This window comes from Micromonospora sp. II (assembly GCF_001709195.1).
Classification (GTDB): domain Bacteria; phylum Actinomycetota; class Actinomycetes; order Mycobacteriales; family Micromonosporaceae; genus Micromonospora; species Micromonospora chalcea.
Genome location: NZ_LYXF01000024.1, coordinates 310,935 through 336,267 on the forward strand (window position 1 = coordinate 310,935; position 25,333 = coordinate 336,267).

The following is a 25,333-nucleotide window of genomic DNA, read 5'->3' on the forward strand; positions in this document are numbered from 1 at the left end:
CCGGACGGCCCGCTCAGCCCGCGGACGCCGGCTGGCGTGGGGTGGCCAGCGCCGGCCGGACCGCCTCGTGCGCGATGAAGCAGCGGGTCAGTTCGACCCGGCTGTTGATGTCGAGCTTGGAGAAGACGCGCCGCAGGTGGCTGTCGACGGTGTGCGGGGACAGGAACAGCGAGCTCGCCGCCTCACGGTTGGTCATCCCGTCCACGATGGCCCGCACGACCCGCAGCTCCGCGCTGGTCAGGCTCTCCCACCCGGACCGGGGCCGGTCCGGGACCAGCGGGCGGACGTTGTGCGCGGGCACACCACGCAGCTCGGCCTCCACGCGGTCCAGGTCGCGTCGCGCGCCGCACTCGCGGTAGGCGTCCGCCGCGGCTTCGAGGAGCCGGGTGGCCTCGGCCCGGTCCCGGGTGCCGCGGGCCGCGTCCTCCACCGCGCCGGCCGCGGCCAGCGTACGGCCGGCGAGCCGGTGCAGATCCGCGGCCCGCAGCAGTGCCGCCGGATCGTCGCGCAGCAGACCCGCGGCGTGCTCGGCCGCCGCCGCCAGCGACTGGACGAACGGATTGCCGCGGGCGACGCGCCGGGCGACCTCCACGGCCCGCTCGGCCTCCGCGTCGAGCCCGGCCCGGCGGGCGTGGCGGACGAGCGCCGCCGCCGCGGCCGGCGCCTCGGTGAACAGCAGCGGATCGGGTACGACCTGCCCGGCGACGTTGATCAACGTCTGCACCATCATCGCCGGACGGCCGCTGGCCGCGTGGAACCGGGCCAGCGCCCAGTCCATCCGCGCCGTGTCGTCGGCGCCGGCCAGCCGCTCGGCCGCCCGTAACTGGTCGCTGGCCGTGGCGAGGTCACCGCGGTGCACGCTCAGGTGGGCCAGGACCAGGCGCGCCGGTACGCAGTCGGCCGGCCGGGCGCGATCGGCGGCTCGCAGCGCCGCCTCCGCCTCGGCGCGCGCCTCCTCCAGCCGTCCCGCCGCCGTCAGCAGCTCGGCCCGGTGGCCGCGCCGGAGCGTCTCCGAGCCGGTGTGGCAGGACTCCCGCGTCGTCGGCCGTACGGTGTCCAGCACCGCCTGCGCCTCGTCGCGCTGATCGGCCGCGGCCAGTGCCCGGACCAGCCAGGTCCACAGCGGCCGCCCGCCGGGCGCGCAGCCCGGCGACGGGGTCCCGGGCTCCGGCCCGGCGGGCGACGCGCCGCCCAGGCGCTTCGTGACGTCCGCGAGCGCCCGGTCCAGCTTGGCCCGGTCCAGCTCGCACACGTCGTGGCGGGCGCGCGTGCGCCGCAGGAAGCCGGCCGCCAGGCGGTGGTTGCCGGCGGCCCGCATGCCGTGGCCCAGTTCGAGCACGAGTTGCGTCTCGACGTCCGCCGGGAGGTCGCGGCGCAGGATCACCTCCGCGAGGCGGCCGGCCTCGGTGGGCCGTCCCGCCCCGGCCAGCAGGCGCAGCGCACGGGCCAGCGCCCGCGGCGCCTCGGCGGACCTGTTCTCCAGGTGGGACACGGCCTCCGCCACCACCTCGTCGCACCCGCACCGGCCGGAGCGCGGCGCCGGCCCGGCCGCCGCGACGGGCACTGCCGCCTCCGGCGCGGAGCGGGCGACACGTACGCCGGCGGGGGAGTGGGGCGGACCGAGCCGCCCGCGCGGGGCCGGGCCGTCCGCCGCGTCGCCCGCCGCCGGCGCGGTGGCGGGCTCGGCGCGCTCCGGTCGCGGGTACGCGGCGTGCCGAAGCGCCTCGCCGACGACCTGGTGGGCGAAGGTCAGCTCCGCGCCGTCGCGCCGCAGCAGCCCGACCCGTACCGCCTCGTCGATCGCGGCGGACACGTCGGCGGCCGGCCCGTCGAGCAGGCCCGTCACCCGGTCGGCGGGGAACGTGTGGCCGAGCCGGCCGGCGGCCGCGAGCAGACGCCGCAGCGGGGGCGGCATCTCCTCCAGCAGCCCGTGGACGGCGGTGAGGACACCGTCGGGCAGCCCGTCGGACACCACCGACGCGGCGCCGTCCACGATGATCATCTGGCCGGCCTTGATGAACGCGCTGAACACGTTCTCCATCACCTTCGGGTTGCCGCCGCAGCGGGCCGCCCAGCGCAGGACGGAGGCGTCCGGCCGGGCGCCGAGGAGGCCGGCGCACAGGTCGGCCACCGCCTCCTCGCCCGGCTCGCGCAGCCGTACCCGTACCGCGACGTGCTCGGCCAGCCAGTCGACGGCGTGCTGGGCGATCGACCCGGCGGCGACCGGCCGTCGGGCCAGCAGCCAGAGCACCGGCAAGGACGCCAGCCGCGGCACGAGTCCGCGCAGGGCGAGGGCGCTGACGTCGTCGATGCGCTGGGCGTCGTCCAGGGCGACCACGAGCGGACGCCGGCGCGCCGCGACCTCGACCAGATCGCCGACCCGGTCGATCAGCCAGAACGGGTTGGCGCCCGGGACGGCGAGCTGCTCGACCGCCGCTTCGCCGGGCATCGCGTGGCGCAGGAAATTGACCAGCAGGTGAACGGGCACCGGCTGGTCCGTGACGCTTGCCCGCCCGGCCACCACTGTCAGCCCGCGGGCTGCCGCCTCCAGGCCGGTGACCTTCAGCAGGTGGGTCTTGCCGATGCCGAACGGCCCGTCGACCACGACGCAGCCGCCGGAACCCCGCACGGTGGCGTCGAGCAGTTCCCCCAATGAGGACAATTCCCGCTCGCGCCCCGCCATGCGATTCATGATGACCATCCCGTTTTTCCTCTGCTGAATCGTCCGACGCGCGCCGCGAGTCGAGGTCCTCGGGCGTTCGACCGTCCGTTCTGGACAGTTGAACGCCGGATCGGTGCGGGCTACTCAGTTATACGGGATCTGCGGCCGTTCGTCGGCGACGTCGCTGGCAGCGCCCACTACTCGCGTGAGTAGTGGGCACGGTGACGGAGCGCGATTACTGTCAGGCCATGCCGGAATCGGCATGCCGGCGCGGACGAAATGGCGGCGCCGATGGGGAGATCGGCGTCGTTTCCGCGCCGGCGCGACCGTCCGGAACGGAATCGACTGATCGCGGCTCGACGTGACTGGTCCAGCGAATCCAGGGGAGTCCGAGATGCGTGAGTGTAATGGTGAATGCCGCCTCGATCGGGAGACCCGGGCATGACCGTCGGACATCTCGGGACGGTCACCGACTCGGCGCCCGTCGACGCCGCGCTGCGGGACTTCTTCGCCGAGCGCCGCGCCGAGGCCCGCGAGCTGGGCGACGACTTCGCGGCCCTGGTCGCCGAGCTGGAGAGCTACGTGCTGCGGGGCGGCAAACGCATCCGGCCCGCCTTCGCCTGGCTGGGCTGGATCGGCGCCGGCGGCGACCCGGAGGACCCGGTGGCCGGCGCGGTGCTGAACGCCTGCGCCGGGTTCGAGCTGCTGCACGCATCCGGCCTGATCCACGACGACATCATCGACGCGTCCCAGACCCGCCGCGGCCATCCCGCCGCGCATGTCGCGTACGCCGAACGGCACCGGGCGCGGCGCTTCTCCGGTGACCCGGGCACGTTCGGCACCGGCACCGCCATCCTGATCGGCGACCTGGTCCTGATCTGGGCCGACGTCCTGGTCCGCGCCTCCGGCCTGCCGGCCGACGCGCACGTGCGGGTCTCGCCGGTGTGGTCGGCGGTGCGCTCCGAGGTCATGTACGGCCAGCTGCTCGACCTGATCAGCCAGGTCAGCCGGAGCGAGGACGTCGACGCGGCGCTGCGCATCAACCAGTACAAGACCGCCTCGTACACGGTGGAGCGCCCACTGCAGTTCGGCGCCGCGATCGCCGGCGCGGACGACGACCTCTTCGCCGCCTACCGCGCCTTCGGCGCCGACATCGGCATCGCGTTCCAGCTCCGCGACGACCTGCTCGGCGTGTTCGGCGACCCGGTGGTGACGGGCAAGCCGTCCGGCGACGACCTGCGGGAGGGCAAGCGGACGGTCCTGCTCGCCACGGCGCTCAAGCGCGCCGACGAACGGGACCCGGACGCGGCGGCCTACCTGCGGGCAAAGGTCGGCACCGACCTCGCGGACGAGGAGATCGCCCGCATCCGTGGCATCTTCCGCGACGTCGGCGCGGTCGAGGAGATCGAGCGGCAGATCTCGCTGCGCACCGACCGGGCGCTGGCCGCGCTGGAGGCCAGCAGCGCCACCGCCCCCGCGAAACATCAGCTCGCCGACATGGCGATCAAGGCCACCCAGCGGGCCCAGTGATGTCCACGGAACCGGTGACCGTCGTCGCCCGCCGCGTCCTCGACGACAGGGGTGACGGAGCGGTCCGCCTCGGCGCCGGCCGCGCCCACGGCAAGGCCATCCTGCTGGGCGAGCACGCCGTCGTGTACGGCGCGCCGGCGCTCGCCGTCCCGGTGCCGCAACTGACCGCCGTGGCGAAGGCGCGCCGGGTCGGCGGCGACGGCCCGGACGAGATCTCGTTCGCCATCGCCGGGCTGGAGAGCCCGGAGGTGACGTCGCTGCCGACCGACGGTCTGCAGCACCTGGTGACGGAGTTCCGGCAGCGGGCCGCCGTCACCGAGCCGATGCGCGTCGACGTGCTCGTGGACTGCGCGATCCCGCAGGGCCGGGGGCTCGGGTCGAGCGCCGCCTGCGCCCGCGCCGCGGTGCTGGCCCTCGCGGACGCGTTCGACCGCCGTCTCGACGCCGGCACGGTGTTCGATCTGGTGCAGGCCTCGGAGAACGTGGCGCACGGCCGGGCCAGCGGCATCGACGCGCTGGCCACCGGCGCGACCGCGCCGCTGATCTTCCGCAACGGCGTCGGCCGGGAACTGCCGGTCGCGATGGCGGGCTCCGCGCGGCTGTCCGACCCGGCCGGGTTCGACGCGGTGCTCGTCATCGCGGACAGCGGCGTCAGCGGCAGCACCAGGGACGCGGTGGAGTTGCTGCGTGGGGCCTTCGAACGCTCCCCGCGCACACGCGACGAGTTCGTCAGCCGGGTCACCAGCCTGACCGAGGCGGCGGCGCACGACCTGCTCCAGGGCCGGGTCGCCGACTTCGGCGCGCGGCTGACCGAGAACCACCGGCTGTTGCGTGACGTGGGGGTCAGCACCGACCGGATCGACCGGATGGTCGACGCCGCGCTCGCCGCGGGCAGCCCGGGCGCCAAGATCAGCGGCGGCGGGCTGGGCGGCTGCATGATCGCGCTGGCCGGGGACCGCCGGGAGTCCGCGGCGGTGGTGCGCGGCGTCCGGCAGGCGGGCGCCGTCCGCACCTGGGTCGTCCCGATGGGGAGGTTCGCCGGCCATGACGACTGACCACCGGACGCAGCAGCCCACGCCGGCGCTGGACCGGCGGGCGACCGCGGTGGCCCATCCGAACATCGCACTGATCAAGTACTGGGGCAAGCGCGACGAGCAGCTCATGATCCCGTACGCCGACAGCCTGTCGATGACGCTCGACATCTTCCCGACCACCACCACCGTCCGGATCGACAGCGGCGCGCCGGCCGACGAGGTGGTCCTCGACGGCTCACCCGCCGGCGGCGAGCGGCGACAGCGCGTCGTCACCTTCCTGGACCTGCTGCGGCAACTGGCGGGGCGCACGGAACGGGCCCACGTCGACACCCGCAACTCCGTACCGACCGGCGCCGGCCTGGCGTCCTCGGCGAGCGGATTCGCCGCCCTCGCGCTCGCCGGCGCCGCCGCGTACGGCCTCGACCTGGACGCCACCGCGCTGTCCCGGCTGGCCCGGCGGGGGTCCGTGTCGGCCTCCCGGTCGGTCTTCGGCGGCTTCGCGATCTGCCACGCGGGCCCCGGCGCCGGGGCCGCCGCGGACCTCGGCTCCTACGCCGAGCCGGTGCCGGTCGCGCCGTTCGACGTCGCGCTGGTGGTCGCCATCGTCGACGCCGGGCCGAAGGCGGTGTCGAGCCGTGAGGGGATGCGGCGGACCGTCCGGACCTCGCCGCTCTATCCGTCGTGGGTGGCCTCCGGCCGGGCCGACCTGGCCGAGATGCGGACCGCGCTGCTGCGGGGCGACCTGGACGCCGTCGGCGAGATCGCCGAACGCAACGCCCTCGGCATGCACGCCACCATGCTTGCGGCCCGGCCGGCGGTGCGCTACCTGGCGCCGGTCACGGTGGCCGTGCTCGACAGCGTGCTGCGCCTGCGCGCCGACGGCGTCGGCGCCTACGCCACCATGGACGCGGGACCGAACGTCAAGGTGCTCTGCCGCCGTGCCGACGCCGACCGGGTGGCCGACACCCTGCGCGACGTCGCGCCGGGCTGCGCCGTGGTCGTCGCCGGACCGGGCCCGGCGGCCGCGCCGGACCCGGGCAGCCGGCCGTGACCGGGCCGGGCGCCGTGCGCCACCACGCGCCGGGCAAGCTGTTCATCGCCGGTGAGTACGCGGTGCTGGAGCCGGGTCACCCGGCGCTGCTGGTGGCGGTCGACAGGGGAGTGGACGTCACCGTCTCCGGCGCCGACGCCCACCTCGTGGTCGACTCCGACCTCCGCCCGGACCGGGCGCGCCTGCGGTGGCAGGACGGCCGGCTCGTCGCCGCGGACGACGGGCAGCCGGCGCCCGCCGACCTCGGCGCCGTGACCTCCGCGATCGAGGTGGTCGGTGAACTCCTGGCCGGGCGCGGACTGCGCCCGCTGCCGATGCGGGTGGCGATCAGCAGCCGGCTGCACCGGGCCGGGACGAAGTTCGGGCTCGGGTCGAGCGGGGCGGTGAGCGTCGCCACGGTGACCGCCGTGGCCGCGTACCACGGGGTGGAGCTGTCGCTCGAATCGCGGTTCCGGCTGGCGATGCTGGCGACGGTGCGCGACGGCGCCGACGCCTCCGGCGGTGACCTGGCCGCGAGCGTCTGGGGCGGCTGGATCGCCTACCAGGCGCCCGACCGCGCCGCCGTACGCGACATGGCGCGGCGGCGCGGCGTGGAGGAGACGATGCGCGCGCCCTGGCCGGGCCTGCGGGTCCGGCGGCTGCCGCCACCGCGTGGCCTCGCGCTGGAGGTGGGCTGGACCGGGGAGCCGGCCAGCAGCAGCGCGCTGACCGGGCGGCTGGCCGCCTCCCGGTGGCGGGGCAGCGCCGCGCGGTGGAGCTTCACCAGCCGCAGCCAGGAGTGCGTACGCACCGCGATCGACGCGCTGGAGCGGGGCGACGACCAGGAACTGCTGCACCAGGTCCGGCGGGCCCGGCACGTGCTCGCCGAGCTGGACGACGAGGTCCGGCTCGGCATCTTCACCCCCCGCCTGACGGCGCTGTGCGACGCCGCCGAGACCGTCGGCGGCGCGGCCAAACCGTCCGGCGCCGGCGGCGGCGACTGCGGCATCGCGTTGCTGGACGCCGCCGCCGCGACGCAGACCGCGCGGCTGCGCGAGCAGTGGGCCGCCGCCGGGGTGCTCCCCATGCCGGTCCAGGTCCACCAGACGAACGGGAGCGCGCGATGATCGCCAACCGCAAGGACGACCACGTCCGGCTCGCCGCCGAGCAGCAGGACCGGCTCGGCGGTCACCACGAGTTCGACGACGTGTCGTTCGTGCACCACGCACTGGCCGGCATCGACCGGTCCGACGTCTCGCTGGCCACCTCGTTCGGCGGCATCGACTGGCCGGTGCCACTGTGCATCAACGCGATGACCGGCGGCAGCACCAAGACAGGCCTGATCAACCGGGACCTGGCGATCGCGGCCCGGGAGACCGGCGTACCCGTCGCGACCGGGTCGATGAGCGCCTACTTCGCCGACGAGTCGGTGGCCGAGACGTTCAGCGTGATGCGCCGGGAGAACCCGGACGGGTTCATCATGGCCAACGTCAACGCCACCGCCACGGTCGAGCGGGCCCGGCGGGCCGTCGACCTGATGCGGGCCGACGCGCTGCAGATCCACCTGAACACCATCCAGGAGACGGTGATGCCGGAGGGCGACAGGTCGTTCGCCGCCTGGGGACCGCGGATCGAACAGATCGTCGCCGGCGTCGGTGTCCCGGTGATCGTCAAGGAGGTCGGCTTCGGGCTCAGCCGCGAGACGCTGCTGCGGCTGCGGGACATGGGTGTCCGGGTGGCCGACGTCGCCGGCCGGGGCGGCACGAACTTCGCCCGGATCGAGAACGACCGGCGCGACGCCGCCGACTACTCCTTCCTCGACGGGTGGGGGCAGTCGACACCCGCCTGCCTGCTCGACGCCCAGGGCGTCGACCTGCCCGTGCTGGCCTCCGGCGGGGTCCGTAACCCGCTCGACGTGGTCCGTGGGCTGGCGCTCGGCGCCGGCGCCGCCGGGGTGTCCGGGCTGTTCCTGCGGACGCTCCTGGACGGCGGCGTGCCGGCGCTGCTGTCGCTGATCTCCACCTGGCTCGACCAGATCGAAGCCCTGATGACCGCCCTCGGCGCGCGCACGCCGGCCGACCTGACCCGGTGCGACCTGCTGATCCACGGACGGCTGAGCGCGTTCTGCGCGGCCCGGGGCATCGACACCCACCGCCTCGCCACCCGCTCCGGCGCCACCCACGAGATGATCGGAGGCATTCGATGAACGACGCCATCGCCGGTGTGCCCATGAAATGGGTGGGTCCCGTGCGGATCTCGGGCAACGTGGCACAGGTCGAGACGGAGGTCCCGCTCGCCACGTACGAGTCGCCGCTGTGGCCGTCCGTGGGCCGGGGCGCGAAGATCTCCCGGCTGGTCGAGGCGGGCATCGTCGCCACGCTCGTCGACGAGCGCATGACCCGCTCGGTGTTCGTGCGCGCCAGGGACGCGCAGACCGCCTACCTGGCCTCGCTGGAGGTCGACGCGCGGTTCGACGAGCTGCGTGACATCGTGCGCACCTGCGGCAGGTTCGTCGAGCTGATCGGGTTCCACCACGAGATCACCGCGAATCTGCTGTTCCTGCGGTTCAGTTTCACCACCGGCGACGCGTCCGGGCACAACATGGCGACGCTGGCCGCCGACGCGCTGCTGAAGCACATCCTGGACACCATTCCCGGAATCTCGTACGGCTCGATCTCGGGCAACTACTGCACCGACAAGAAGGCCACCGCGATAAACGGCATTCTCGGCCGGGGCAAGAACGTGGTCACCGAACTGGTGGTGCCACGGGAGATCGTCCACGACAGACTGCACACGACGGCGGCCGCGATCGCCCAGTTGAACGTGCACAAGAACATGATCGGCACATTGCTCGCCGGCGGTGTCCGCTCGGCCAACGCGCACTACGCGAACATGCTGCTCGGGTTCTACCTGGCGACCGGGCAGGACGCCGCGAACATCGTCGAGGGCTCCCAGGGAGTGACGGTCGCCGAGGACCGCGACGGCGACCTCTACTTCTCCTGCACGCTGCCCAACCTGATCGTGGGCACCGTCGGCAACGGCAAGGGTCTCGGCTTCGTGGCGGAGAACCTGGAACGGCTCGGCTGCCGCGCCGCGCGTGATCCGGGCGAGAACGCCCGGCGGCTCGCGGTCATCGCGGCCGCGACGGTGCTCTGCGGCGAACTGTCCCTGCTCGCCGCGCAGACCAACCCGGGCGAGCTGATGCGGGCGCACGTCCGGCTCGAACGCCCGACCGAGACCACGAAGATCGGAGCCTGACGATGGCCGCGAGACCCGCCGTCGGCATCCACGACCTGTCCGCCGCGACGACGCACCACGTGCTGACGCATGCCACGCTGGCCGCCACCAACGGCACCGACGTGGCCAAGTACCACCGGGGCATCGGCCTGCGGGCGATGAGCGTGCCCGCCCCGGACGAGGACATCGTGACCATGGCCGCTGCCGCCGCCGCGCCGGTCGTCGCCCGCCACGGCACCGACCGGATCCGGACCATCGTGTTCGCCACCGAGTCGTCGGTCGACCAGGCGAAGGCGGCCGGGATACACGTCCACTCCCTGCTCGGCTTCCCCTCGGCCACCCGGGTGGTCGAGCTGAAGCAGGCCTGCTACGGCGGTACGGCGGGACTGCAGTTCGCCGTCGGCCTGGTGCACCGCGACCCGTCGCAGCAGGTCCTGGTGATCGCCAGCGACGTGTCGAAGTACGCGCTGGGCGAGCCCGGCGAGGCGACCCAGGGCGCCGCGGCGGTCGCCATGCTCGTCGGCGCGGACCCGGCGCTGGTACGCGTCGAGGACCCGTCGGGCATGTTCACCGCCGACGTCATGGACTTCTGGCGGCCGAACTACCGCACCACCGCCCTGGTCGACGGGCACGAGTCCATCTCCGCCTACCTGCAGGCGGTGGAGGGCTCGTGGAAGGACTACACCGAGCGCGGCGGCCGCGCGCTGGACGAGTTCGGCGCGTTCTGCTACCACCAGCCGTTCCCCAGGATGGCCGACAAGGCGCACCGGCACCTGCTCAACTACTGCGGGCGCGACGTCGACGACGCGCTGGTCGCCGGCGCCATCGGGCACACCACCGGGTACAACGCCGAGATCGGCAACAGCTACACCGCGTCGATGTACCTCGGGCTCGCGGCGCTGCTCGACACCGCCGACGACCTGAGCGGCCGGACCATCGGCTTCCTCAGCTACGGGTCCGGCAGCGTCGCCGAGTTCTTCGCCGGCACCGTCGTGCCCGGGTACCGCGAGCACACGCGACCCGACCAGCACCGCGCGGCGATCGACCGGCGGCAGGAGGTCGACTACGACACGTACCGGGAGCTGCACGAGCACGCCTTCCCGGTCGACGGCGGTGACTATCCCGTGCCGGCGGTGACCACCGGCCCGTACCGGCTGGCCGGGCTCTCCGGCCACAAGCGCGTCTACGAGCCGCGATAGCGACCGGCCACGCCGGGCGCCCCGACCGAACGACACATGCTTGGAGGATCGATGTCCGGAACTCCCGAGGTGGCCGAGCTCTACTCGACCATCGAGGAATCGGCCCGGCAGCTGGACGTGCCCTGTTCGCGCGACCGGGTCTGGCCCGTCCTGTCCGCGTACGGCGACGCGTTCGCGCATCCCGAGGCGGTGGTCGCCTTCCGGGTGGCGACCGCGCTGCGTCACGCGGGCGAGCTGGACTGCCGGTTCCGGACGCATCCGGACGACCGGGACCCGTACGCCTCGGCGATCGCCCGGGGCCTCACCCCGCGGACCGACCACCCCATCGGCGGCCTGCTCGCCGAGGTGCACCGGCGCTGCCCGGTGGAGAGCCACGGCATCGACTTCGGGGTGGTCGGCGGCTTCAAGAAGATCTACGCGGCCTTCGCCCCGGACGAGCTGCAGGTGGCCTCCGCGCTCGCCGGCATCCCGGCGATGCCCCGCAGTCTCGCCGCGAACGCCGGGTTCTTCACCCGGCACGGTCTCGACGACCGGGTCGGCGTGCTGGGCTTCGACTACCCGGCCCGGACCGTGAACGTCTACTTCAACGACGTACCGCGCGAGTGCTTCGAGCCGGAGACGATCCGGTCGACGCTGCGGCGGACCGGGATGGCCGAGCCGAGCGAGCAGATGCTGCGGCTCGGCGCCGGGGCGTTCGGGCTCTACGTGACGCTGGGCTGGGACTCCCCGGGGATCGAACGGATCTGCTACGCCGCGGCGACAACGGATCTGACCACGCTTCCCGTACCCGTGGAACCGGAGATCGAGAAGTTCGTGAAAAGCGTTCCGTACGGCGGCGGGGACCGCAAGTTCGTCTACGGCGTGGCGCTGACCCCGAAGGGCGAGTACTACAAACTCGAGTCGCACTACAAATGGAAGCCGGGCGCGGTGAACTTCATTTGAACACCCGCCGGTGCCGCCCGGCCGGCGGCACCGGGATCAATGCCTGTTCGCTCGGGGCTCAACCCTGGCACCCTCCGCTAAAGTGCGATTATGAGGACTGGACTGTCCAGTGTGTGGGCCCGGGTGAAGAACTGGGTCATCGCGGTCGGTGTGGCGGCGGTGCTGCTGATCAGCGCGCTGGCCGGTGACCATCCCGCCCCCGACGGCCTCGGGCTGCTCGGCTACGCGCTGGTGGTGGCGAGCGGCCTGGCGCTGGCCGCCAGTCGCCGGGCTCCGGTCGCCGTGCTGGTCGCCACCGGGCTGTGCGTGGTGGGCTACAACGCGGTCGGCTTCGGGGTGCCGGCCATCGCGTACCTGTTCGCGGTGTACGCGGCGGTCCGGGCCGGGCATCGGCTCGTCACGCTCGGGGTGAGCGCGGCCCTGCTCGTCGTGCTGCCGCTGGCGATCATGGTCTCGCCGGCGGACGGCGCCCTCAAGGAGGCGCTCGCGCAGTCGCGGGGCGTGCTCGAACTGGCCTGGCTGGTCGCCGCGGCGGCGGCCGGTGAGGCGTTGCGGCAGGCCGAGCGGCGGGCGGACGAGGCGGAGCGCACCCGCGAGGAGACCGCCCGGCTGCGCGCGACCCAGGAGCGGCTGCACATCGCACGGGAGCTGCACGACTCGCTCACCCACCAGATCTCGATCATCAAGGTGCAGGCGGAGGTCGCGGTCCACCTGGCCCGTAAGCGCGGCGAGCAGGTGCCGGAGTCGCTGCTGGCGATCCAGGAGGCCGGCCGGGCGGCGACCCGGGAGCTGCGCGCGACCCTGGAGACGCTGCGCGACCTGACCAAGTCCCCGTCGCACGGTCTCGACCACCTCCCGGAACTGCTGGCCGGGGCCGAGAAGATCGGCCTGGCCACCACGCTGACGATCGAGGGTGACCAGCGGGACGTGCCGGAGGCGGTGGGCCGCACCGCGTACCGGATCGTCCAGGAGTCGCTCACCAACACGGCCCGGCACGCCTCCGCCGCGGCCGCCGCGGTCCGCATCGACTACCGCCCGGACGCGCTGAGCATCCGGATCGACGACGACGGCACGGCCCGGCCGGGCGCCGCCCCGGTGCCCGGCGTCGGACTGCTCGGGATGCACGAGCGGGTCCTTGCGCTGGGTGGCCGGCTCCGGGCGGAACCCCGCAGCGGCGGCGGGTTCACCGTCCAGGCCGAACTACCGGTGGTGCGCGTCCCATGATCAGGATCATGCTGCTCGACGACCAGCCGCTGCTGCGCAGCGGGTTCCGCGCGCTGCTGGACGCCGAGGACGACATCGAGGTGGTGGCCGAGGGCGGGAACGGCCGGGAGGGCCTGGCCCTGGCCCGGCACCACCTGCCCGACCTCGCCCTGATCGACATCCAGATGCCGGTCATGGACGGCGTCGAGACGACCCGGCAGATCGTCGCGGACCCGGCGCTGGCCGGGGTGCGCGTGGTCATCCTGACCAACTACGGCCTCGACGAGTACGTCTTCCACGCGCTGCGCGCCGGCGCCACCGGCTTCCTGGTCAAGGACATCGAGCCGGACGACCTGCTGCACGCCGTGCGGGTAGCCGCGCGCGGGGACGCGCTGCTCGCGCCGTCGATCACCCGGATGCTGATCAACAGGTACGTGTCGGAGCCGCTCTGCGCGGACGTCACGCCCGGCATGGAGGAGCTGACCAACCGGGAACGCGAGGCGGTCGCGCTGGCCGCCCGGGGCCTGTCCAACGACGAGATCGCCGATCGCATGGTGATCAGCCCGCTGACCGCGAAGACCCACGTCAACCGCGCCATGACCAAGCTCCAGGCCCGTGACCGCGCACAGCTGGTGGTGTTCGCCTACGAGTCCGGCCTGGTGTCACCCGGCAATCGCTGACCGGGCGGCACGGCCCGGTCTGTCGCTCGCAGTGCTGCGACTGCGGTATACGGCTGCTCCGCGCGCAGACGCCGCACCGCGGGAATACCGTCACCGCAGTAGATCGATTGTCTCCATCGGCATGACGACCCGTAGCGGCGTCGTTACCTACGCTGGCGCAGATGCCTGTTCCCGCAGCCGAAGGGGCTCCCATGTTCATCCGTCGTCTGCTCACCGCCGCCGCAACCGGCGTCCTCGGTGGGCTCGCACTCGTCGCGCCGGCGGCCGCGCAGGTGACGGCCGCCGACGGTGACGGTGGTTCCGGCCGGGCCGGGTCCGTGCTGGCGCTCGCGCTCGCGTTGCTCGGCCTCGTCCTGGGCGTGTGGGCGTTGCGCTCCGCGGGGCGCGGCGGCGGTCGTGGCAACGCGATCGCCGCGCTGGTGCTCGCGGTGGCCGGCCTGATCGCCGGTGTGGTCGCCCTGGCCGGCTCCGACGGCGGTGTCGGCAGCGGCAACGGCCGTGGCGGCGCCATCGTGTCCGTCGTGCTGGCGCTGATCGGGATCGCCGTCGGCGGTCTGGCATTCACCCGCTCCCGGCGCGCCGCCTGACCGGCGCCGCCGACCGAACACCCCGGTGACCCAACCGACCCGAAGGGGAGTCCCATGCGCAAAGTGTTCGCCGGACTGGCAGCGTTCCTGCTGCTCGTGCTCGTGGTGCAGTTCTTCCTGGCCGCCAGCGGCGCGTTCAGCAACGAGGCCAACGAGGAGGCGTTCCGCCCCCACCGGATCCTCGGTCTGGGGAGCATCCTCGTCGCCGTGGTGCTGACGGTGGCCGCCGCGGTGATGCGGATGCCCGGCCGGATCATCGGCCTGTCCGGCCTGGTCGCCGGGCTGGGGATCCTGCAGGCCCTGATCGCGGTCATCGCCAAGGCGTTCGGCGACTCGGCCGGCGACTCGGCCGTCGGCCGGTACGTGTTCGGCCTGCACGCGGTCAACGGGCTGGTGATGGTGGCCGTCGCCCGCGTCATCCTGCGCAGCGTCCGGCCGGGGCCGGACACGACGACCACGCCCGGCGTGGACACCACTGTGACCGGCCCGGCGGCCGACTCGGCGCGAACGGCCTCATGAGCACGCTCCAATGGATCCTCGTGGACCACGTCGTGGCACTGCTCGGTGTCGCGACGTGGTTCGCGGCAGGCGTGACCGCCGCGCTCGGCCGCAACCGCCTCGCGCTGGGCCTGCTCGTCGCCGCGGTGCTCGTGACGATCACCCGGCTGGGCACCGTGGCGCTGCTGGCCGGGCGCGGCTGGTGGTTCGTCCAGGAGAAGGTTCTGCTGGGGCTGCCGCTGCTCTTCGCCGCCGGGATCGTCGCGGTGCTCCTCGCCGGCCCGCGGCTGCTCGCGGCCCGGCAGTCGCCGGCCACGGGCCTGCCGGCCGGCGGGCTCGTCGCGCTGCTGACCGCCGGTTACGCCGCGCTGGCCGGCCTGGTGGTGACGTTCACCGCCGGCTACCCGTTGACGTTGAGCACCTCGCTGATCGCCGTCGCCGTCGTCTGCGCCGGCGCGCTGCTCACCGCCCGGGTGGTCGGACGACCCACCGGGCAGGGCGCGGACGCGGGCGCCCCGGAACGCTCGGCGGTGGCGGACGCGGCTTCCGCCGAACGCTCGGCGGCGGCTGACGCGGGCTCTCCCGAACAAGCGCCGGTGGCGGCCGGGGCCTCGGCGCTGTCCCGTCGCCGGTTCCTCGGCGTGGCCGGGGGCGTCGTCGCGGCGGGCGCCGGCGCCACCGGCGTCGGCCTGCTCTTCCGGGAGCCCGAGGCGATGGTCACCGGAGGCGGCCCCGGACACGCCGGTGGCGCCGGCCCGAAGGTTTCCGTGGCGGACCTGCGCGGCCCCGGCGCTCCGGCGGCGGGCGGCACCGCGCGACGCCACGTGCTCACCGCCCGGACGGGCACCGTCACGCTGCCGGCCGGGCGTCCGATCGACGCCTGGAGCTACGAGGGCCGGCTGCCCGGGCCGGCCATCACCGCGACCGAGGGCGACCTGATCGAGGTGACGCTCCGCAACGCCGACATCGAGAACGGCGTCACCCTGCACTGGCACGGGTACGACGTGCCGTGCGGCGAGGACGGTGCGCCGGGCGCCACGCAGCACGCGGTGCGACCCGGCGGCGAGTTCGTCTACCGGTTCCAGGCGGACCAGGTGGGAACGTACTGGTACCACACCCACCAGGCGTCGCACCCCGCCGTGCGCAAGGGGCTGTACGGGACGCTCGTCGTGACGCCGCGCGAGGACCGGCCGGACGCGGAGCGCGGGCTGGACCTGACGCTGCCGGTGCACACGTTCGACGACGTCGTGATCCTCGGCGACCAGGAGGGACGCGCCGTCCACGACGTCCGCCCGGGCCAGCCGGTGCGGCTGCGTCTGATCAACACCGACTCGAACCCGCACTGGTTCGCCGTCGCCGGCTCGGCGTTCCGGCTGGTGGCCGTCGACGGCCGCGACCTCAACCAGCCGGGCGAGGTACGCGAGGTCGGCCTCCGCCTGCCCGCCGGTGGCCGGTACGACGTGGTCCTGACCATGCCGGACGCCACTGTCACGCTGCTGCTCGACCACGACCCCGACCAGGGCGTCCTGCTGCGCCCGGCCGGCGCCGGCGGCGGCGACCGCACCCTGCCGGACACCGGCGACTGGCCCGAGCTGGACCTGCTGGAATACGGCGAGCCGGCACCCGTGCCGTTCGACGGCGACGACGCCGACCGGCACTTCACCATCGTCCTCGACCGCGCCCTGGCCATGGTCGACGGCAAGCCCGCCTATGCCCAGGCCGTCGACGGCCGCGCGCACCCCTCCGTCCCGGACCAGCTCGTCCGGGAGGGTGACGTCGTGCGCTTCACGGTGGTCAACCGGAGCCTGGAGACCCACCCGTGGCACCTGCACGGTCATCCGGTGCTGATCCTGTCCCGCGACGGCCGGCGCTACTCCGGCAGCCCGCTGTGGATGGACACCTTCGACGTACGGCCGGGAGAGGTCTGGGACGTGGCGTTCCGGGCGGACAATCCGGGTGTCTGGATGAACCACTGCCACAACCTGCCGCACCAGGAGCAGGGCATGATGCTGCGGCTCGTCTACGACGGTGTCACCACGCCCTTCGACAGCACGAGCCACGCACACTGAGGGGGACTGCCATGACCGCAGACGTGCACGCCCTGGCCGGCGTCCGTTACGTCGTCGACGACGTGCCGGCGGCGATCGAGTTCTACACCGCCCACCTGGGTTTCACGGTGTCGACCGCGTTCCCGCCGGCCTTCGCGGACGTGGTGCGCGGGCCGCTGCGGCTGCTGCTGTCCGGTCCGGCCAGCTCGGGCGCCCGGGTCACCCCGGCGGACGCGGCCGGGTGCGGGCGCAACCGTATCCACCTGATCGTCGACGACGTCGACGCGGAACGGGAGCGGCTGCAGCGGGCCGGGGTGACGTTGCGCAGTGACATCGTGTCCGGGCCGGGCGGTCGTCAGTTCCTGGTCGCCGACCCGGCCGGCAACCTGGTCGAGATCTTCGAGCCGACGGCCCGCGGCTGAGCCACCGGACCCGACCGCCTCCCGTCTACCCCGGACCGTCCGCGCCGATCTTGCACTTACCGCCCTTCCAGTGCCGGGGATATCCCTTTTGCGGGGGCCGAAAGTGCAAGATCGCGGAGGTCGGGAGGGACGGTGGCGGGATCAGTACCGGTTCGTGGTGGGTGCGGAGAGCCGGGCGGCCAGGACGGGGATGATCACCGCGCCGGCGATCACGTGGGTGCCGGCCAGAACGAGCTGCGTGGACACGGCGGTGTCCTGGGCGAAGGCCGGCGCGGCGAGGGACAGCACTGTGAACGCGACAGTGCCGGCCACGAAGACGCGTACGGGCCGCCGGGCCCGCCGGGCCGCGACCACCGCCAGGACGATCCCGCCGATCGACCAGAGCACGACGCTGCGGGCGATGGCGCCCACCGGGATCGCCTGCGCCTGCTCCTCCCAGACCCCCGCCGCCTCCATCGGCACGCCGAGACCCCGGGCGGCGAGCGTGAACGCCTCCGCGGCCACCGCCCCGGCGAGGGTGGCCAGCACGCCGACCAGCCACACCGGAGTGGTGGCCGGCGACCGGTTCGACCGCGCCGCGACGGGGGGTCGGTGAGTGGCCTCATCCACGGCGTCGCCTCCGGTCCGGTGCCTCGATGTGTTCTCGGGAGAATGCGGGGACGCCACGGCGACAGTCAATCGTGGACAGTTGAACGCCGGGGCGTCACGGCCGGGTCCCGCGCCGGCCCGCCGCCTCGGCCGCGGCGGCGGCCGTGCCGTCGGCGAGCAGGGAGACCAGCAGATCGCCCAGGATCCGCGGGCCGTGCTGGGTGAGGACGGACTCCAGGTGGAACTGGACGGACCGGAAGCCCGCGCCGCGCAGCGCGTGCACGTCACCGCTGTCCGGGCTGCGGCTGATCTCGATCGGGCCCCGCCGGCCGCCGGCCACCACGTCGTGCGCGGAACGGGCCGTGTAGGTGTTGTAGAACCCCACCAGCTCCGGCCGGCCGAACAGGTCGATCCGCTTCTGCACGCCCTGGTTGGGCACGGCGCGCCGGGCGAGGGGGAACCCCAGCTCGGCGGCGAGCACCTGGTGGCCCAGGCAGATGGACAGGAACGGCACCGTCCCGGCGAGCAGGTCGCGGGTGAGCCCGCGCAGAGTCCGCATTCGCCTGTCGCTCAGGTCGCCCGGGTCGCCGGGGCCGGGGCCGACGACGACGAGGTCGTATCCGTCCGGCCGCAGCGGGCTGTCGAACCGGACGATGCTCGACCGCAGCCCGAGGGCCCGCAGCTGGTGGTCGAGCATGGCCATGAAGGTGTCCTCGTTGTCGACGACGAGCACGCGGCGCCCGGCCAGCGCCCGGTTCGGGGTTCTCCGCTCCGCGCCGTCGAGCCAGAACCTCGACAGCGTGGCGTTGCGCTCGCGCAACGCCCGCCGTACCCGGGGGTCGGTGGCCAGGGACGAGCGTGCCCGCACGGGCGTCGCCGGCCCGCCGTCCGGGCCGGCCGGGTCGACGCCGAGGCCGAGCGCCGCGCGCATGCCGCCCGCCTTGGCCCGCGTCTCGGCCACCTCCGACTCCGGCTTGGAGTCGCGCACCAGGGTGGCGCCGACGCCCAGGCGGAGCCTGCCGTCGTGGTCGATCTCGGCGGTGCGGATCATGATGGCCGAGTCGAGCGTACGGCTGCCGGCCGGGTCACTGCCGATCAACGCGAGCACGCCGCCGTAGTAGCCGCGGCCGGTCGTCTCGTGGCGGGTGATGACCCGGAACGCGTTCTCGATCGGGCTGCCGGTGACGGTCGGCGCGAGCAGCGTCTCCCGCAGCACGTCGCGTACGTCCAGGTCGCTGCGGCCGGTCAGGATGTACTCGGAGTGCGTCACCCGCGCCATTTCCTTGAGGAACGGGCCGTGCACCTGGCCGCCGGAGGCGCACATCCGCGCCATCATTTTCAGTTCCTCGTCGACCACCATGTAGAGTTCGTTCGCCTCTTTCGGGTCGTTCAGGAATTCCAGCAGACCGGAAACCGCCGGGCCGTTCGGAGGATGCCGGTACGTCCCGCTGATGGGATTCATCGAGACGGTTCCGTCGATCATGCTGACGTGCCGTTCCGGTGACGCGCCGATGAACGTGCCGGCGCCGGAGTGGAACAGAAACGTCCAGTAGGAACCCAGCTCACCGGTCAGCAACCGGCGGAAGATCGCCAGTTCGGTGGCGGTCGAGCAGTCGGCCAGCCGCGCGGTGAAGGTGCGCCGGATGACGAAGTTGGATCCGGCGCCCTGCCCGATCTCGTCGCCCACCACCCGCTTGACGATCGCCGCGTAGTCCTCGTCGCTGAGGTCGAAGTCGGCGTCGGTCACCGGTACGGCGCGCTCGGGCAGGCCCGCCAGCGCCTGCTCGCGGTCGAGCCCGAACTGCTCGTGGACGCGCATCGCGAGCAGTGGAGCGCCGTCGTCGTGGCAGTCGTACCCCCGCTCGGTGACCTGCCGGTACGGCACCGCGACGAGCAGGTCGTGCCGCCCACCGGTCGCCGGCCCGGCGGGCAGGGGCAGCTCGGCGAGCGTGTCCACCTGGCACACCTCGCCGGTCAGAACCTCCACGTACGCGCGCCCGGCCGTGCCGGGCCGGTGCAGCAGGGCGAAGGCACGCCCGTCGCCGCCGAGACCGGACAGCAGATCCGGGAATCCGGCCACGTTCGATTCCGTCCCGTCCATGTCGCTCCCTTTGCCCTAGAGATCGCCTGTCGATAGTGCGTCCGGCAAAAGGCGTCGCGCATGACGTGTTGTCGCCGACGGCATCACGTGTTTCCGGTAACGCGCCGACGTTATGGCGTGAACGACTGAATCGGCGGGCTACTACTCGGGCGAGTAGTGCCCACGCAGATCGACCGCGATTACTGTCGACCGCAATGCCGATACGACGAGGGCGGTGAAGACGACTGTGGACGTGCTGGTCCAAAAATACGGGGGCACCTCGCTGCAGACCCTCGACCGCGTACGGCACGCCGCGCTGCGGATCGCCGCGGCTCGGCGGGACGGGTCCGCCGTGACAGTTGTCGTGTCGGCCCGCGGCAGCCGCACCGACGACCTGCTGCGGCTCGCGGCCGACGTCGGCGCCGCCGGCCCGTCCCGGGAACTCGACCAGTTGCTCGCAGTCGGCGAGTCCGAGTCGGCGGCGCTGATGGCGCTGGCGTTGACCGGGCTCGGCGTGCCGGCCGTCTCACTGACCGGGCACCAGGCGGAGATCCACACCACCGACCGGCACGGCGACGCGCTGATCTCGCGGATCGGGGCGGCGCGGGTCGAGGCGGCGCTGGGCCGCGGCGAGGTCGCCGTGGTCACCGGGTTCCAGGGGATCGACCGGGCCGGGGACGTCGCCACGCTCGGACGCGGCGGCTCCGACACGACAGCGGTGGCGCTCGCCGCCCGGCTGCGCGCGTCGGCGTGCGAGATCTACACCGACGTGGACGGCGTGTTCAGCGCCGACCCCCGCATCCTTCCGGCGGCGCGTTGCCTGCCGTGGGTCGAGCCCGGCGTCATGGCGGAGATGGCGTTCGCCGGCGCGCGGGTCCTGCACACCCGATGCATCGAGCTGGCCGCCATGGAAGGGGTCGAAGTGCGCGTGCGCAACGCGGCGTCGCAGGCGCCCGGAACGACAGTCGTGGACCGTCCGGACGACCGGCCGCTGGAGACCCGGCGGGCCGTGGTGGCGGTGACCCACGACACCGACGTGGTGCGCGTGCTGGTGCACTGCCGCGACGGCCGGCGGGACATGGCGCCCGACGTGTTCGAGGTGCTGGCCGCCCACGGCGCGGTGGCGGACCTGGTGGCCCGGTCCGGGCCGTACGAGAGCGAGTTCCGGATGGGGTTCACCATCCGCCGCAGCCAGGCCGACGCGGTGCGGACCGCGCTGCACGACCTCACCGCGTCCTTCGACGGCGGCGTCCACTTCGACGAGAACGTCGGCAAGGTGTCGGTGGTCGGCATGGGCCTGCTCAGCCGCCCCGAGCACACGGCCCGGCTGATGGCGGCGCTGGCCGAGGCCGGGATCTCGACGAGCTGGATCTCCACCTCCCAGATGCGGCTGTCGGTGATCGTGTCGCGGGACCGCACCGTGGACGCCGTCGAAGCCCTGCACCGCGCGTTCCGCCTCGACCGGTCCGAGCCGGCGGACGCCACGTCCCTGACCTCCCGTCGTTCCGCCACCGCCTGAGAGAGGTAGGAAACCGTGGCCGTACTCAACGCTTCGTTCGCTCGTGGCCTGCGTCTGCGCCGACTGTTCCGGCGCGGCGACGGACGCCTGCTCGTCGTCCCGCTCGACCACTCCGTCACCGACGGGCCACTTCGCCGCGACCTGAACTCGCTGCTCGGTGAGCTGGCCGGCACCGGCGTGGACGCCGTGGTGCTGCACAAGGGCAGCCTGCGGCACGTCGACCACCGCTGGTTCGGCGACATGTCGCTGATCGTGCACCTGAGCGTGAGCACCCGGCACGCGCCGGACCCGGACGCGAAGTACCTGGTCGCCCACGTGGAGGAGGCGCTGCGGCTGGGCGCCGACGCGGTCAGCGTGCACGTCAACCTGGGCTCGCCCCAGGAGGCGCGGCAGATCGCCGACCTGGCGGCGGTGGCGGGGGAGTGCGAACGCTGGAACGTCCCGCTGCTGGCCATGGTGTACGCCCGCGGGCCGCAGATCACCGACTCCCGGGCGCCGGAACTGGTGGCGCACGCCGCGACGCTCGCCGCCGACCTCGGCGCCGACATCGTCAAGACCGACTACGCGGGTACGCCCGAGCAGATGGCCGAGGTGGTGCGTGGCTGCCCGATTCCGCTGATCGTGGCCGGCGGCCCGCGCTCGGCCGACACCGAGACGGTGCTCGCCCACGTCTCGGACGCGCTGCGCGCCGGTGTGGCCGGCATGGCCATGGGCCGCAACGTGTTCCAGGCCGAGCAGCCCGGCCTGATGGCCGCCGCCGTGGCGCGGCTGGTGCACGAACCACGGCACGTCCCGGACCGGTACGACGTCGACGACCGGCTCGCCCTTACGTCCTGAGACTCCCTGACCGTCCACCGAGGAGAAACCCGTGAAGCTGTGCTGGCTGGACATCCGTAACGTCAACGGCGCCAAGGAGGCAATCGTCGAGGAGGCGGTCCACCAGCGGGTGGACGCCGTCGTGGCGGCCGATCCGGCCGACCTGGAGACGCTCCCCCCGACGGTGAGGAAGGTGCTGTTCCCACAGGGCGGGCCGCTGCCGGAGAAGCTGGAACCGGCCGACCTGGTGATCGTCGAACCAGCCCGGCACGGCGAGCCCGCCGAACTGGCGGCCCGGTACCCGGACGTGGAGTTCGGCCGGTACGTCGAGATCGTCGACGCGGACAGCCTGGAGGACGCCTGCCGGTCCGCGCGCCACGACCGGTGGAGCCTGCTGTACTTCCGCGACCCCACCAAGATTCCGCTGGAGATCGTGCTGGCCGCCGCGGCGGGCGCGGCGGGCAGCATCATCACCCAGGTCGCCGACGTCGAGGAGGCGGAGATCGTCTTCGGCGTGCTGGAGCACGGCTCGGACGGCGTGATGCTGGCGCCGCGCGCCGTGGGGGAGGCCACCGAGCTGCGGACCGCGGCGGTGAGCACGGCGGCGGACCTGTCGCTCGTGGAGCTGGAGGTCACCGGCATCCGGCGGGTGGGCATGGGCGAGCGCGCCTGCGTCGACACCTGCACGAACTTCCGCCTGGACGAGGGCATCCTGGTCGGCTCGCACTCCACCGGCATGATCCTGTGCTGCAGCGAGACGCATCCGCTGCCGTACATGCCGACCCGGCCGTTCCGGGTCAACGCCGGCGCGCTGCACTCGTACACGCTGTCCGCCGGCGGGCGGACCAACTACCTCAGCGAGCTGGTCTCCGGCGGCCGGGTGCTGGCCGTCGACTCGCAGGGGAAGTCCCGGGTCGTCACCGTGGGACGGGTCAAGATCGAGACGCGCCCGCTGCTGGCGATCGACGCGGTCTCCCCCTCCGGGACACCTGTCAACCTCATCGTCCAGGACGACTGGCACGTGCGCGTGCTCGGGCCCGGCGGCACGGTCCTCAACGTCACCGAGCTGACCGCCGGCACGAAGGTGCTCGGCTACCTGCCGGTGGAGAAGCGGCACGTCGGCTACCCGATCGACGAGTTCTGCATCGAGAAGTGAGCGGCGGCGGGAAGGGGAGCGGGGCGATGACCGCGCAGCCGGTGCTGGACTTCCACGTACGCCTGGCGCCCCGGCCCGGCGCGCGGGAGCGGCTGCTCGACGCGCTGGGCGAGTGCGGGCTGGCGCGGGCGGTGGTGTGCGCGGGCGGCACCATCGACCTGGACCGGCTGTCCCGCCAGCTCGTCACCGGTGGCCACGTCGAGACCGACGCCGACAACGACGCGGTGGCGGCGGCCTGCGCGGGCACCGACGGGCGGCTGGTGCCGTTCTTTTTCGCCAACCCGCACCGGCCGGCCGAGGCGTACCGGTCCCGGGCCGCCGAGTTCCGCGGCCTGGAGATCTCACCCGCCGTGCACGGCGTCGCCCTCACCGACCCGCGGGTCGCCGGCCTGGTGGCCGTGGCGGCGGAGTTCGACCATCCGGTGTACGTGGTCTGCCTCGACCGTCCCGGCGCGGGCGTGGCCGACCTGGTCGGCCTGAGCCGCCGGTTCCCGCGGGTGAGCTTCGTGCTCGGGCACAGCGGCATCGGCAACATCGACCTCTACGCCCTGACCCTGATCCAGGACGAGCCGAACATCTCGCTGGAGACCTCCGGCGGCTACACCTGCGTGGCCGAGGCGGCGCTGCGCCGCCTCGGCGACGGCCGGGTGGTGTTCGGCTCCGAGTACCCGCTGCAGCACCCGGCCGTGGAGCTGGCCAAGTTCCAGGCGTTGCGACTGCCGCCGGACCAGTGGCGGCGGGTCGCCTGGGACAACGCGCATCGACTGCTAGGAGAGGAGAAGCGGTGAGCGAGCCGAGTTCGACCCTGCCCCGGCTCGGCCAGTGGCACGGCCCCGAGGACCTGCGGCGCCTTCAGGAGAAGCAACTGGCGGAGACGTTCACCTGGGCGGCCCGGTCGCCGTTCTACCGGGCGCGGCTGACGTCCGGGGCGCCGCCGGTGACCCCGGCCGACCTGGCCGACCTGCCGCTGACCACCAAGCAGGACCTGCGGGACAACTACCCCTTCGGCATGCTCGCCGTGCCCCGCGAGCGGCTGGCGACCTACCACGAGTCGAGCGGCACCGCCGGCAAGCCCACCCCCTCCTACTACACCGAGGAGGACTGGACCGACCTGGCGGAGCGCTTCGCCCGCAAGTGGATCGGCATGTCCGCCGACGACGTGTTCCTGGTCCGCACGCCGTACGCGCTGCTGCTGACCGGGCACCTCGCCCACGCCGCCGCCCGGCTGCGCGGGGCCACCGTGGTGCCCGGCGACAACCGGTCGCTGGCCATGCCGTACGCCCGGGTGGTCCGGGTGATGCACGACCTGGACGTCACACTCACCTGGTCGGTGCCGACGGAGTGCCTGATCTGGGCCGCCGCGGCGATCGCGGCCGGGCACCGGCCCGACATCGACTTCCCGGCGCTGCGCGCGCTGTTCGTCGGCGGCGAGCCGATGACCGACGCCCGCCGGCGGCGGATCAGCCGCCTGTGGGGGGTGCCGGTCATCGAGGAGTACGGCTCGACCGAGACCGGCAGCCTGGCCGGGGAGTGCCCCGAGGGCCGCCTGCACCTGTGGGCCGACCGGGCGCTGTTCGAGGTGTACGACCCGGCCACCGGGACCGTCCGCGCGGACGGCGACGGCCAGCTCGTGGTCACGCCGCTGTTCCGGGAGGCGATGCCGCTGCTGCGGTACAACCTCGAGGACAACGTGTCGGTCTCCTACGACGACTGCGCGTGCGGCTGGAAGCTGCCCACCGTGCGGGTGCTCGGCCGGTCGGCGTTCGGCTACCGGGTCGGCGGCGCCACCATCACCCAGCACCGGCTGGAGGAGCTGGTCTTCTCCCTCCCCGAGGCGTACCGGGTGATGTTCTGGCGGGCCAAGGCGGAACCGGCGCTGCTGCGGGTCCAGATCGAGGTGGCCGCCGCGCACCGGGTCGCCGCCGAGGCGGAGCTGACCCACGCGATCGGGGCCGCGTTCGGCGTGGACAGCGAGGTCACCGGCCTGGCGCCGGGGAGCCTGATCCCGCTGGACGCGCTGACCAGCATGCCGGACGTGGTGAAGCCACGCAGCCTGTTCGGCCCGGACGAGGACTGGAGCAAAGCGCTCCTCTACTACTGAG

22 protein-coding genes are annotated in these 25,333 nt (G+C 73.6%); 19 read left to right on the forward strand and 3 right to left on the reverse strand.

Features of this window, described 5'->3' with window-relative positions:
* Positions 1-13: 13 nt before the first annotated feature.
* Positions 14-2,683 carry a helix-turn-helix transcriptional regulator gene (locus A8711_RS13150; protein WP_158629862.1) on the reverse strand — a complete coding sequence of 890 codons (2,670 nt, stop codon included), beginning with the start codon at positions 2,681-2,683 and terminating at the stop codon, positions 14-16.
* A gap of 420 nt (positions 2,684-3,103) precedes the next feature.
* On the opposite strand from A8711_RS13150, the gene A8711_RS13155 reads away from it, so the two are divergent.
* The 14 genes from A8711_RS13155 to A8711_RS13220 all read left to right on the forward strand — a co-directional run bounded on the left by A8711_RS13155 (position 3,104) and on the right by A8711_RS13220 (position 17,072).
* A complete protein-coding gene (locus A8711_RS13155) occupies positions 3,104-4,192 on the forward strand; it encodes a polyprenyl synthetase family protein (protein WP_064445534.1) in 1,089 nt (362 codons plus the stop codon).
* Positions 4,192-5,247 carry a mevalonate kinase gene (mvk, locus tag A8711_RS13160; RefSeq protein WP_083297007.1) on the forward strand — a complete coding sequence of 352 codons (1,056 nt, stop codon included), beginning with the start codon at positions 4,192-4,194 and terminating at the stop codon, positions 5,245-5,247. Before A8711_RS13155 ends, mvk begins: the two co-directional genes overlap by 1 nt.
* Positions 5,237-6,277, forward strand: coding sequence for a diphosphomevalonate decarboxylase (mvaD, locus tag A8711_RS13165; protein WP_069088368.1), 1,041 nt, complete (start codon positions 5,237-5,239; stop codon positions 6,275-6,277). The genes mvk and mvaD overlap by 11 nt, the downstream gene beginning before the upstream one ends.
* Complete coding sequence (locus A8711_RS13170; RefSeq protein WP_069088369.1) at positions 6,274-7,383, forward strand: phosphomevalonate kinase; 1,110 nt, start codon at positions 6,274-6,276, stop codon at positions 7,381-7,383. The genes mvaD and A8711_RS13170 overlap by 4 nt, the downstream gene beginning before the upstream one ends.
* The gene (gene fni / locus A8711_RS13175; protein ID WP_069088370.1) at positions 7,380-8,462 is read left to right on the forward strand and encodes a type 2 isopentenyl-diphosphate Delta-isomerase; all 1,083 of its coding nucleotides are present in this window, start codon (positions 7,380-7,382) and stop codon (positions 8,460-8,462) included. The genes A8711_RS13170 and fni overlap by 4 nt, the downstream gene beginning before the upstream one ends.
* Entirely contained in the window at positions 8,459-9,514 is a 1,056-nt protein-coding gene (locus tag A8711_RS13180) for a hydroxymethylglutaryl-CoA reductase (protein WP_124778902.1), read from the forward strand. Before fni ends, A8711_RS13180 begins: the two co-directional genes overlap by 4 nt.
* A 2-nt stretch (positions 9,515-9,516) precedes the next feature.
* Complete coding sequence (locus tag A8711_RS13185) at positions 9,517-10,692, forward strand: hydroxymethylglutaryl-CoA synthase (protein WP_069088371.1); 1,176 nt, start codon at positions 9,517-9,519, stop codon at positions 10,690-10,692.
* 51 nt (positions 10,693-10,743) lie between these two features.
* The gene (locus tag A8711_RS13190) at positions 10,744-11,634 is read left to right on the forward strand and encodes an aromatic prenyltransferase (RefSeq protein ID WP_069088372.1); all 891 of its coding nucleotides are present in this window, start codon (positions 10,744-10,746) and stop codon (positions 11,632-11,634) included.
* Between the two features lie 90 nt (positions 11,635-11,724).
* Positions 11,725-12,858, forward strand: coding sequence for a sensor histidine kinase (locus tag A8711_RS13195; protein WP_069088373.1), 1,134 nt, complete (start codon positions 11,725-11,727; stop codon positions 12,856-12,858).
* A complete protein-coding gene (locus A8711_RS13200; protein ID WP_030499014.1) occupies positions 12,855-13,517 on the forward strand; it encodes a response regulator transcription factor in 663 nt (220 codons plus the stop codon). Before A8711_RS13195 ends, A8711_RS13200 begins: the two co-directional genes overlap by 4 nt.
* Positions 13,518-13,708: 191 nt before the next feature.
* Positions 13,709-14,104 (forward strand): DUF6223 family protein, encoded by a 396-nt coding sequence (locus A8711_RS13205; RefSeq protein WP_043323068.1) that lies wholly within the window; start codon positions 13,709-13,711, stop codon positions 14,102-14,104.
* 54 nt (positions 14,105-14,158) lie between these two features.
* Complete coding sequence (locus tag A8711_RS13210) at positions 14,159-14,623, forward strand: DUF6220 domain-containing protein (protein WP_043323072.1); 465 nt, start codon at positions 14,159-14,161, stop codon at positions 14,621-14,623.
* The gene (locus A8711_RS13215) at positions 14,620-16,671 is read left to right on the forward strand and encodes a multicopper oxidase family protein (RefSeq protein ID WP_069088374.1); all 2,052 of its coding nucleotides are present in this window, start codon (positions 14,620-14,622) and stop codon (positions 16,669-16,671) included. The genes A8711_RS13210 and A8711_RS13215 overlap by 4 nt, the downstream gene beginning before the upstream one ends.
* An 11-nt stretch (positions 16,672-16,682) precedes the next feature.
* Entirely contained in the window at positions 16,683-17,072 is a 390-nt protein-coding gene (locus A8711_RS13220) for a VOC family protein (RefSeq protein WP_043323075.1), read from the forward strand.
* Between the two features lie 141 nt (positions 17,073-17,213).
* Here A8711_RS13220 and A8711_RS13225 read toward each other — a convergent pair whose 3' ends face one another.
* Together A8711_RS13225 and A8711_RS13230 are read right to left on the reverse strand one after the other, a co-directional pair.
* On the reverse strand, positions 17,214-17,681 hold the full coding sequence (locus A8711_RS13225; protein WP_069088375.1) for a DUF6069 family protein: 468 nt from the start codon (positions 17,679-17,681) through the stop codon (positions 17,214-17,216).
* Positions 17,682-17,775: 94 nt separating this feature from the next.
* Positions 17,776-19,761: an anthranilate synthase family protein gene (locus A8711_RS13230; RefSeq protein ID WP_069088376.1), complete on the reverse strand. Its 1,986-nt coding sequence runs from the start codon at positions 19,759-19,761 to the stop codon at positions 17,776-17,778.
* A 214-nt stretch (positions 19,762-19,975) separates the two neighbouring features.
* Here A8711_RS13230 and A8711_RS13235 point away from each other — a divergent pair, with 214 nt between their 5' ends.
* From A8711_RS13235 to A8711_RS13255, 5 genes are read left to right on the forward strand one after another with little or no spacing between them, the layout of a single operon-like run.
* Positions 19,976-21,259 carry an aspartate kinase gene (locus tag A8711_RS13235; protein WP_197494847.1) on the forward strand — a complete coding sequence of 428 codons (1,284 nt, stop codon included), beginning with the start codon at positions 19,976-19,978 and terminating at the stop codon, positions 21,257-21,259.
* A gap of 15 nt (positions 21,260-21,274) precedes the next feature.
* A complete protein-coding gene (locus A8711_RS13240) occupies positions 21,275-22,096 on the forward strand; it encodes a 2-amino-3,7-dideoxy-D-threo-hept-6-ulosonate synthase (RefSeq protein WP_043323078.1) in 822 nt (273 codons plus the stop codon).
* A 31-nt stretch (positions 22,097-22,127) separates the two neighbouring features.
* Complete coding sequence (locus tag A8711_RS13245; RefSeq protein WP_064445545.1) at positions 22,128-23,231, forward strand: 3-dehydroquinate synthase II family protein; 1,104 nt, start codon at positions 22,128-22,130, stop codon at positions 23,229-23,231.
* A gap of 26 nt (positions 23,232-23,257) precedes the next feature.
* Complete coding sequence (locus A8711_RS13250) at positions 23,258-24,019, forward strand: amidohydrolase family protein (RefSeq protein ID WP_069088377.1); 762 nt, start codon at positions 23,258-23,260, stop codon at positions 24,017-24,019.
* On the forward strand, positions 24,016-25,332 hold the full coding sequence (locus tag A8711_RS13255) for a phenylacetate--CoA ligase family protein (protein WP_069088378.1): 1,317 nt from the start codon (positions 24,016-24,018) through the stop codon (positions 25,330-25,332). Before A8711_RS13250 ends, A8711_RS13255 begins: the two co-directional genes overlap by 4 nt.
* The last annotated feature ends 1 nt before the right edge of the window (position 25,333 follow it).

What these genes read in the sequence shown, in the direction of transcription:
- A8711_RS13150 (WP_158629862.1), bottom strand. Translation starts at nt 2,683, where the DNA reads ATGGCGGGGCGCGAGCGGGAATTGTCCTCATTGGGGGAACTGCTCGAC.
- A8711_RS13155 (WP_064445534.1), top strand. Translation starts at nt 3,104, where the DNA reads ATGACCGTCGGACATCTCGGGACGGTCACCGACTCGGCGCCCGTCGAC.
- mvk (WP_083297007.1), top strand. Translation starts at nt 4,192, where the DNA reads ATGTCCACGGAACCGGTGACCGTCGTCGCCCGCCGCGTCCTCGACGAC.
- mvaD (WP_069088368.1), top strand. Translation starts at nt 5,237, where the DNA reads ATGACGACTGACCACCGGACGCAGCAGCCCACGCCGGCGCTGGACCGG.
- fni (WP_069088370.1), top strand. Translation starts at nt 7,380, where the DNA reads ATGATCGCCAACCGCAAGGACGACCACGTCCGGCTCGCCGCCGAGCAG.
- A8711_RS13180 (WP_124778902.1), top strand. Translation starts at nt 8,459, where the DNA reads ATGAACGACGCCATCGCCGGTGTGCCCATGAAATGGGTGGGTCCCGTG.
- A8711_RS13185 (WP_069088371.1), top strand. Translation starts at nt 9,517, where the DNA reads ATGGCCGCGAGACCCGCCGTCGGCATCCACGACCTGTCCGCCGCGACG.
- A8711_RS13190 (WP_069088372.1), top strand. Translation starts at nt 10,744, where the DNA reads ATGTCCGGAACTCCCGAGGTGGCCGAGCTCTACTCGACCATCGAGGAA.
- A8711_RS13195 (WP_069088373.1), top strand. Translation starts at nt 11,725, where the DNA reads ATGAGGACTGGACTGTCCAGTGTGTGGGCCCGGGTGAAGAACTGGGTC.
- A8711_RS13200 (WP_030499014.1), top strand. Translation starts at nt 12,855, where the DNA reads ATGATCAGGATCATGCTGCTCGACGACCAGCCGCTGCTGCGCAGCGGG.
- A8711_RS13205 (WP_043323068.1), top strand. Translation starts at nt 13,709, where the DNA reads ATGTTCATCCGTCGTCTGCTCACCGCCGCCGCAACCGGCGTCCTCGGT.
- A8711_RS13210 (WP_043323072.1), top strand. Translation starts at nt 14,159, where the DNA reads ATGCGCAAAGTGTTCGCCGGACTGGCAGCGTTCCTGCTGCTCGTGCTC.
- A8711_RS13215 (WP_069088374.1), top strand. Translation starts at nt 14,620, where the DNA reads ATGAGCACGCTCCAATGGATCCTCGTGGACCACGTCGTGGCACTGCTC.
- A8711_RS13220 (WP_043323075.1), top strand. Translation starts at nt 16,683, where the DNA reads ATGACCGCAGACGTGCACGCCCTGGCCGGCGTCCGTTACGTCGTCGAC.
- A8711_RS13230 (WP_069088376.1), bottom strand. Translation starts at nt 19,761, where the DNA reads ATGGACGGGACGGAATCGAACGTGGCCGGATTCCCGGATCTGCTGTCC.
- A8711_RS13250 (WP_069088377.1), top strand. Translation starts at nt 23,258, where the DNA reads ATGACCGCGCAGCCGGTGCTGGACTTCCACGTACGCCTGGCGCCCCGG.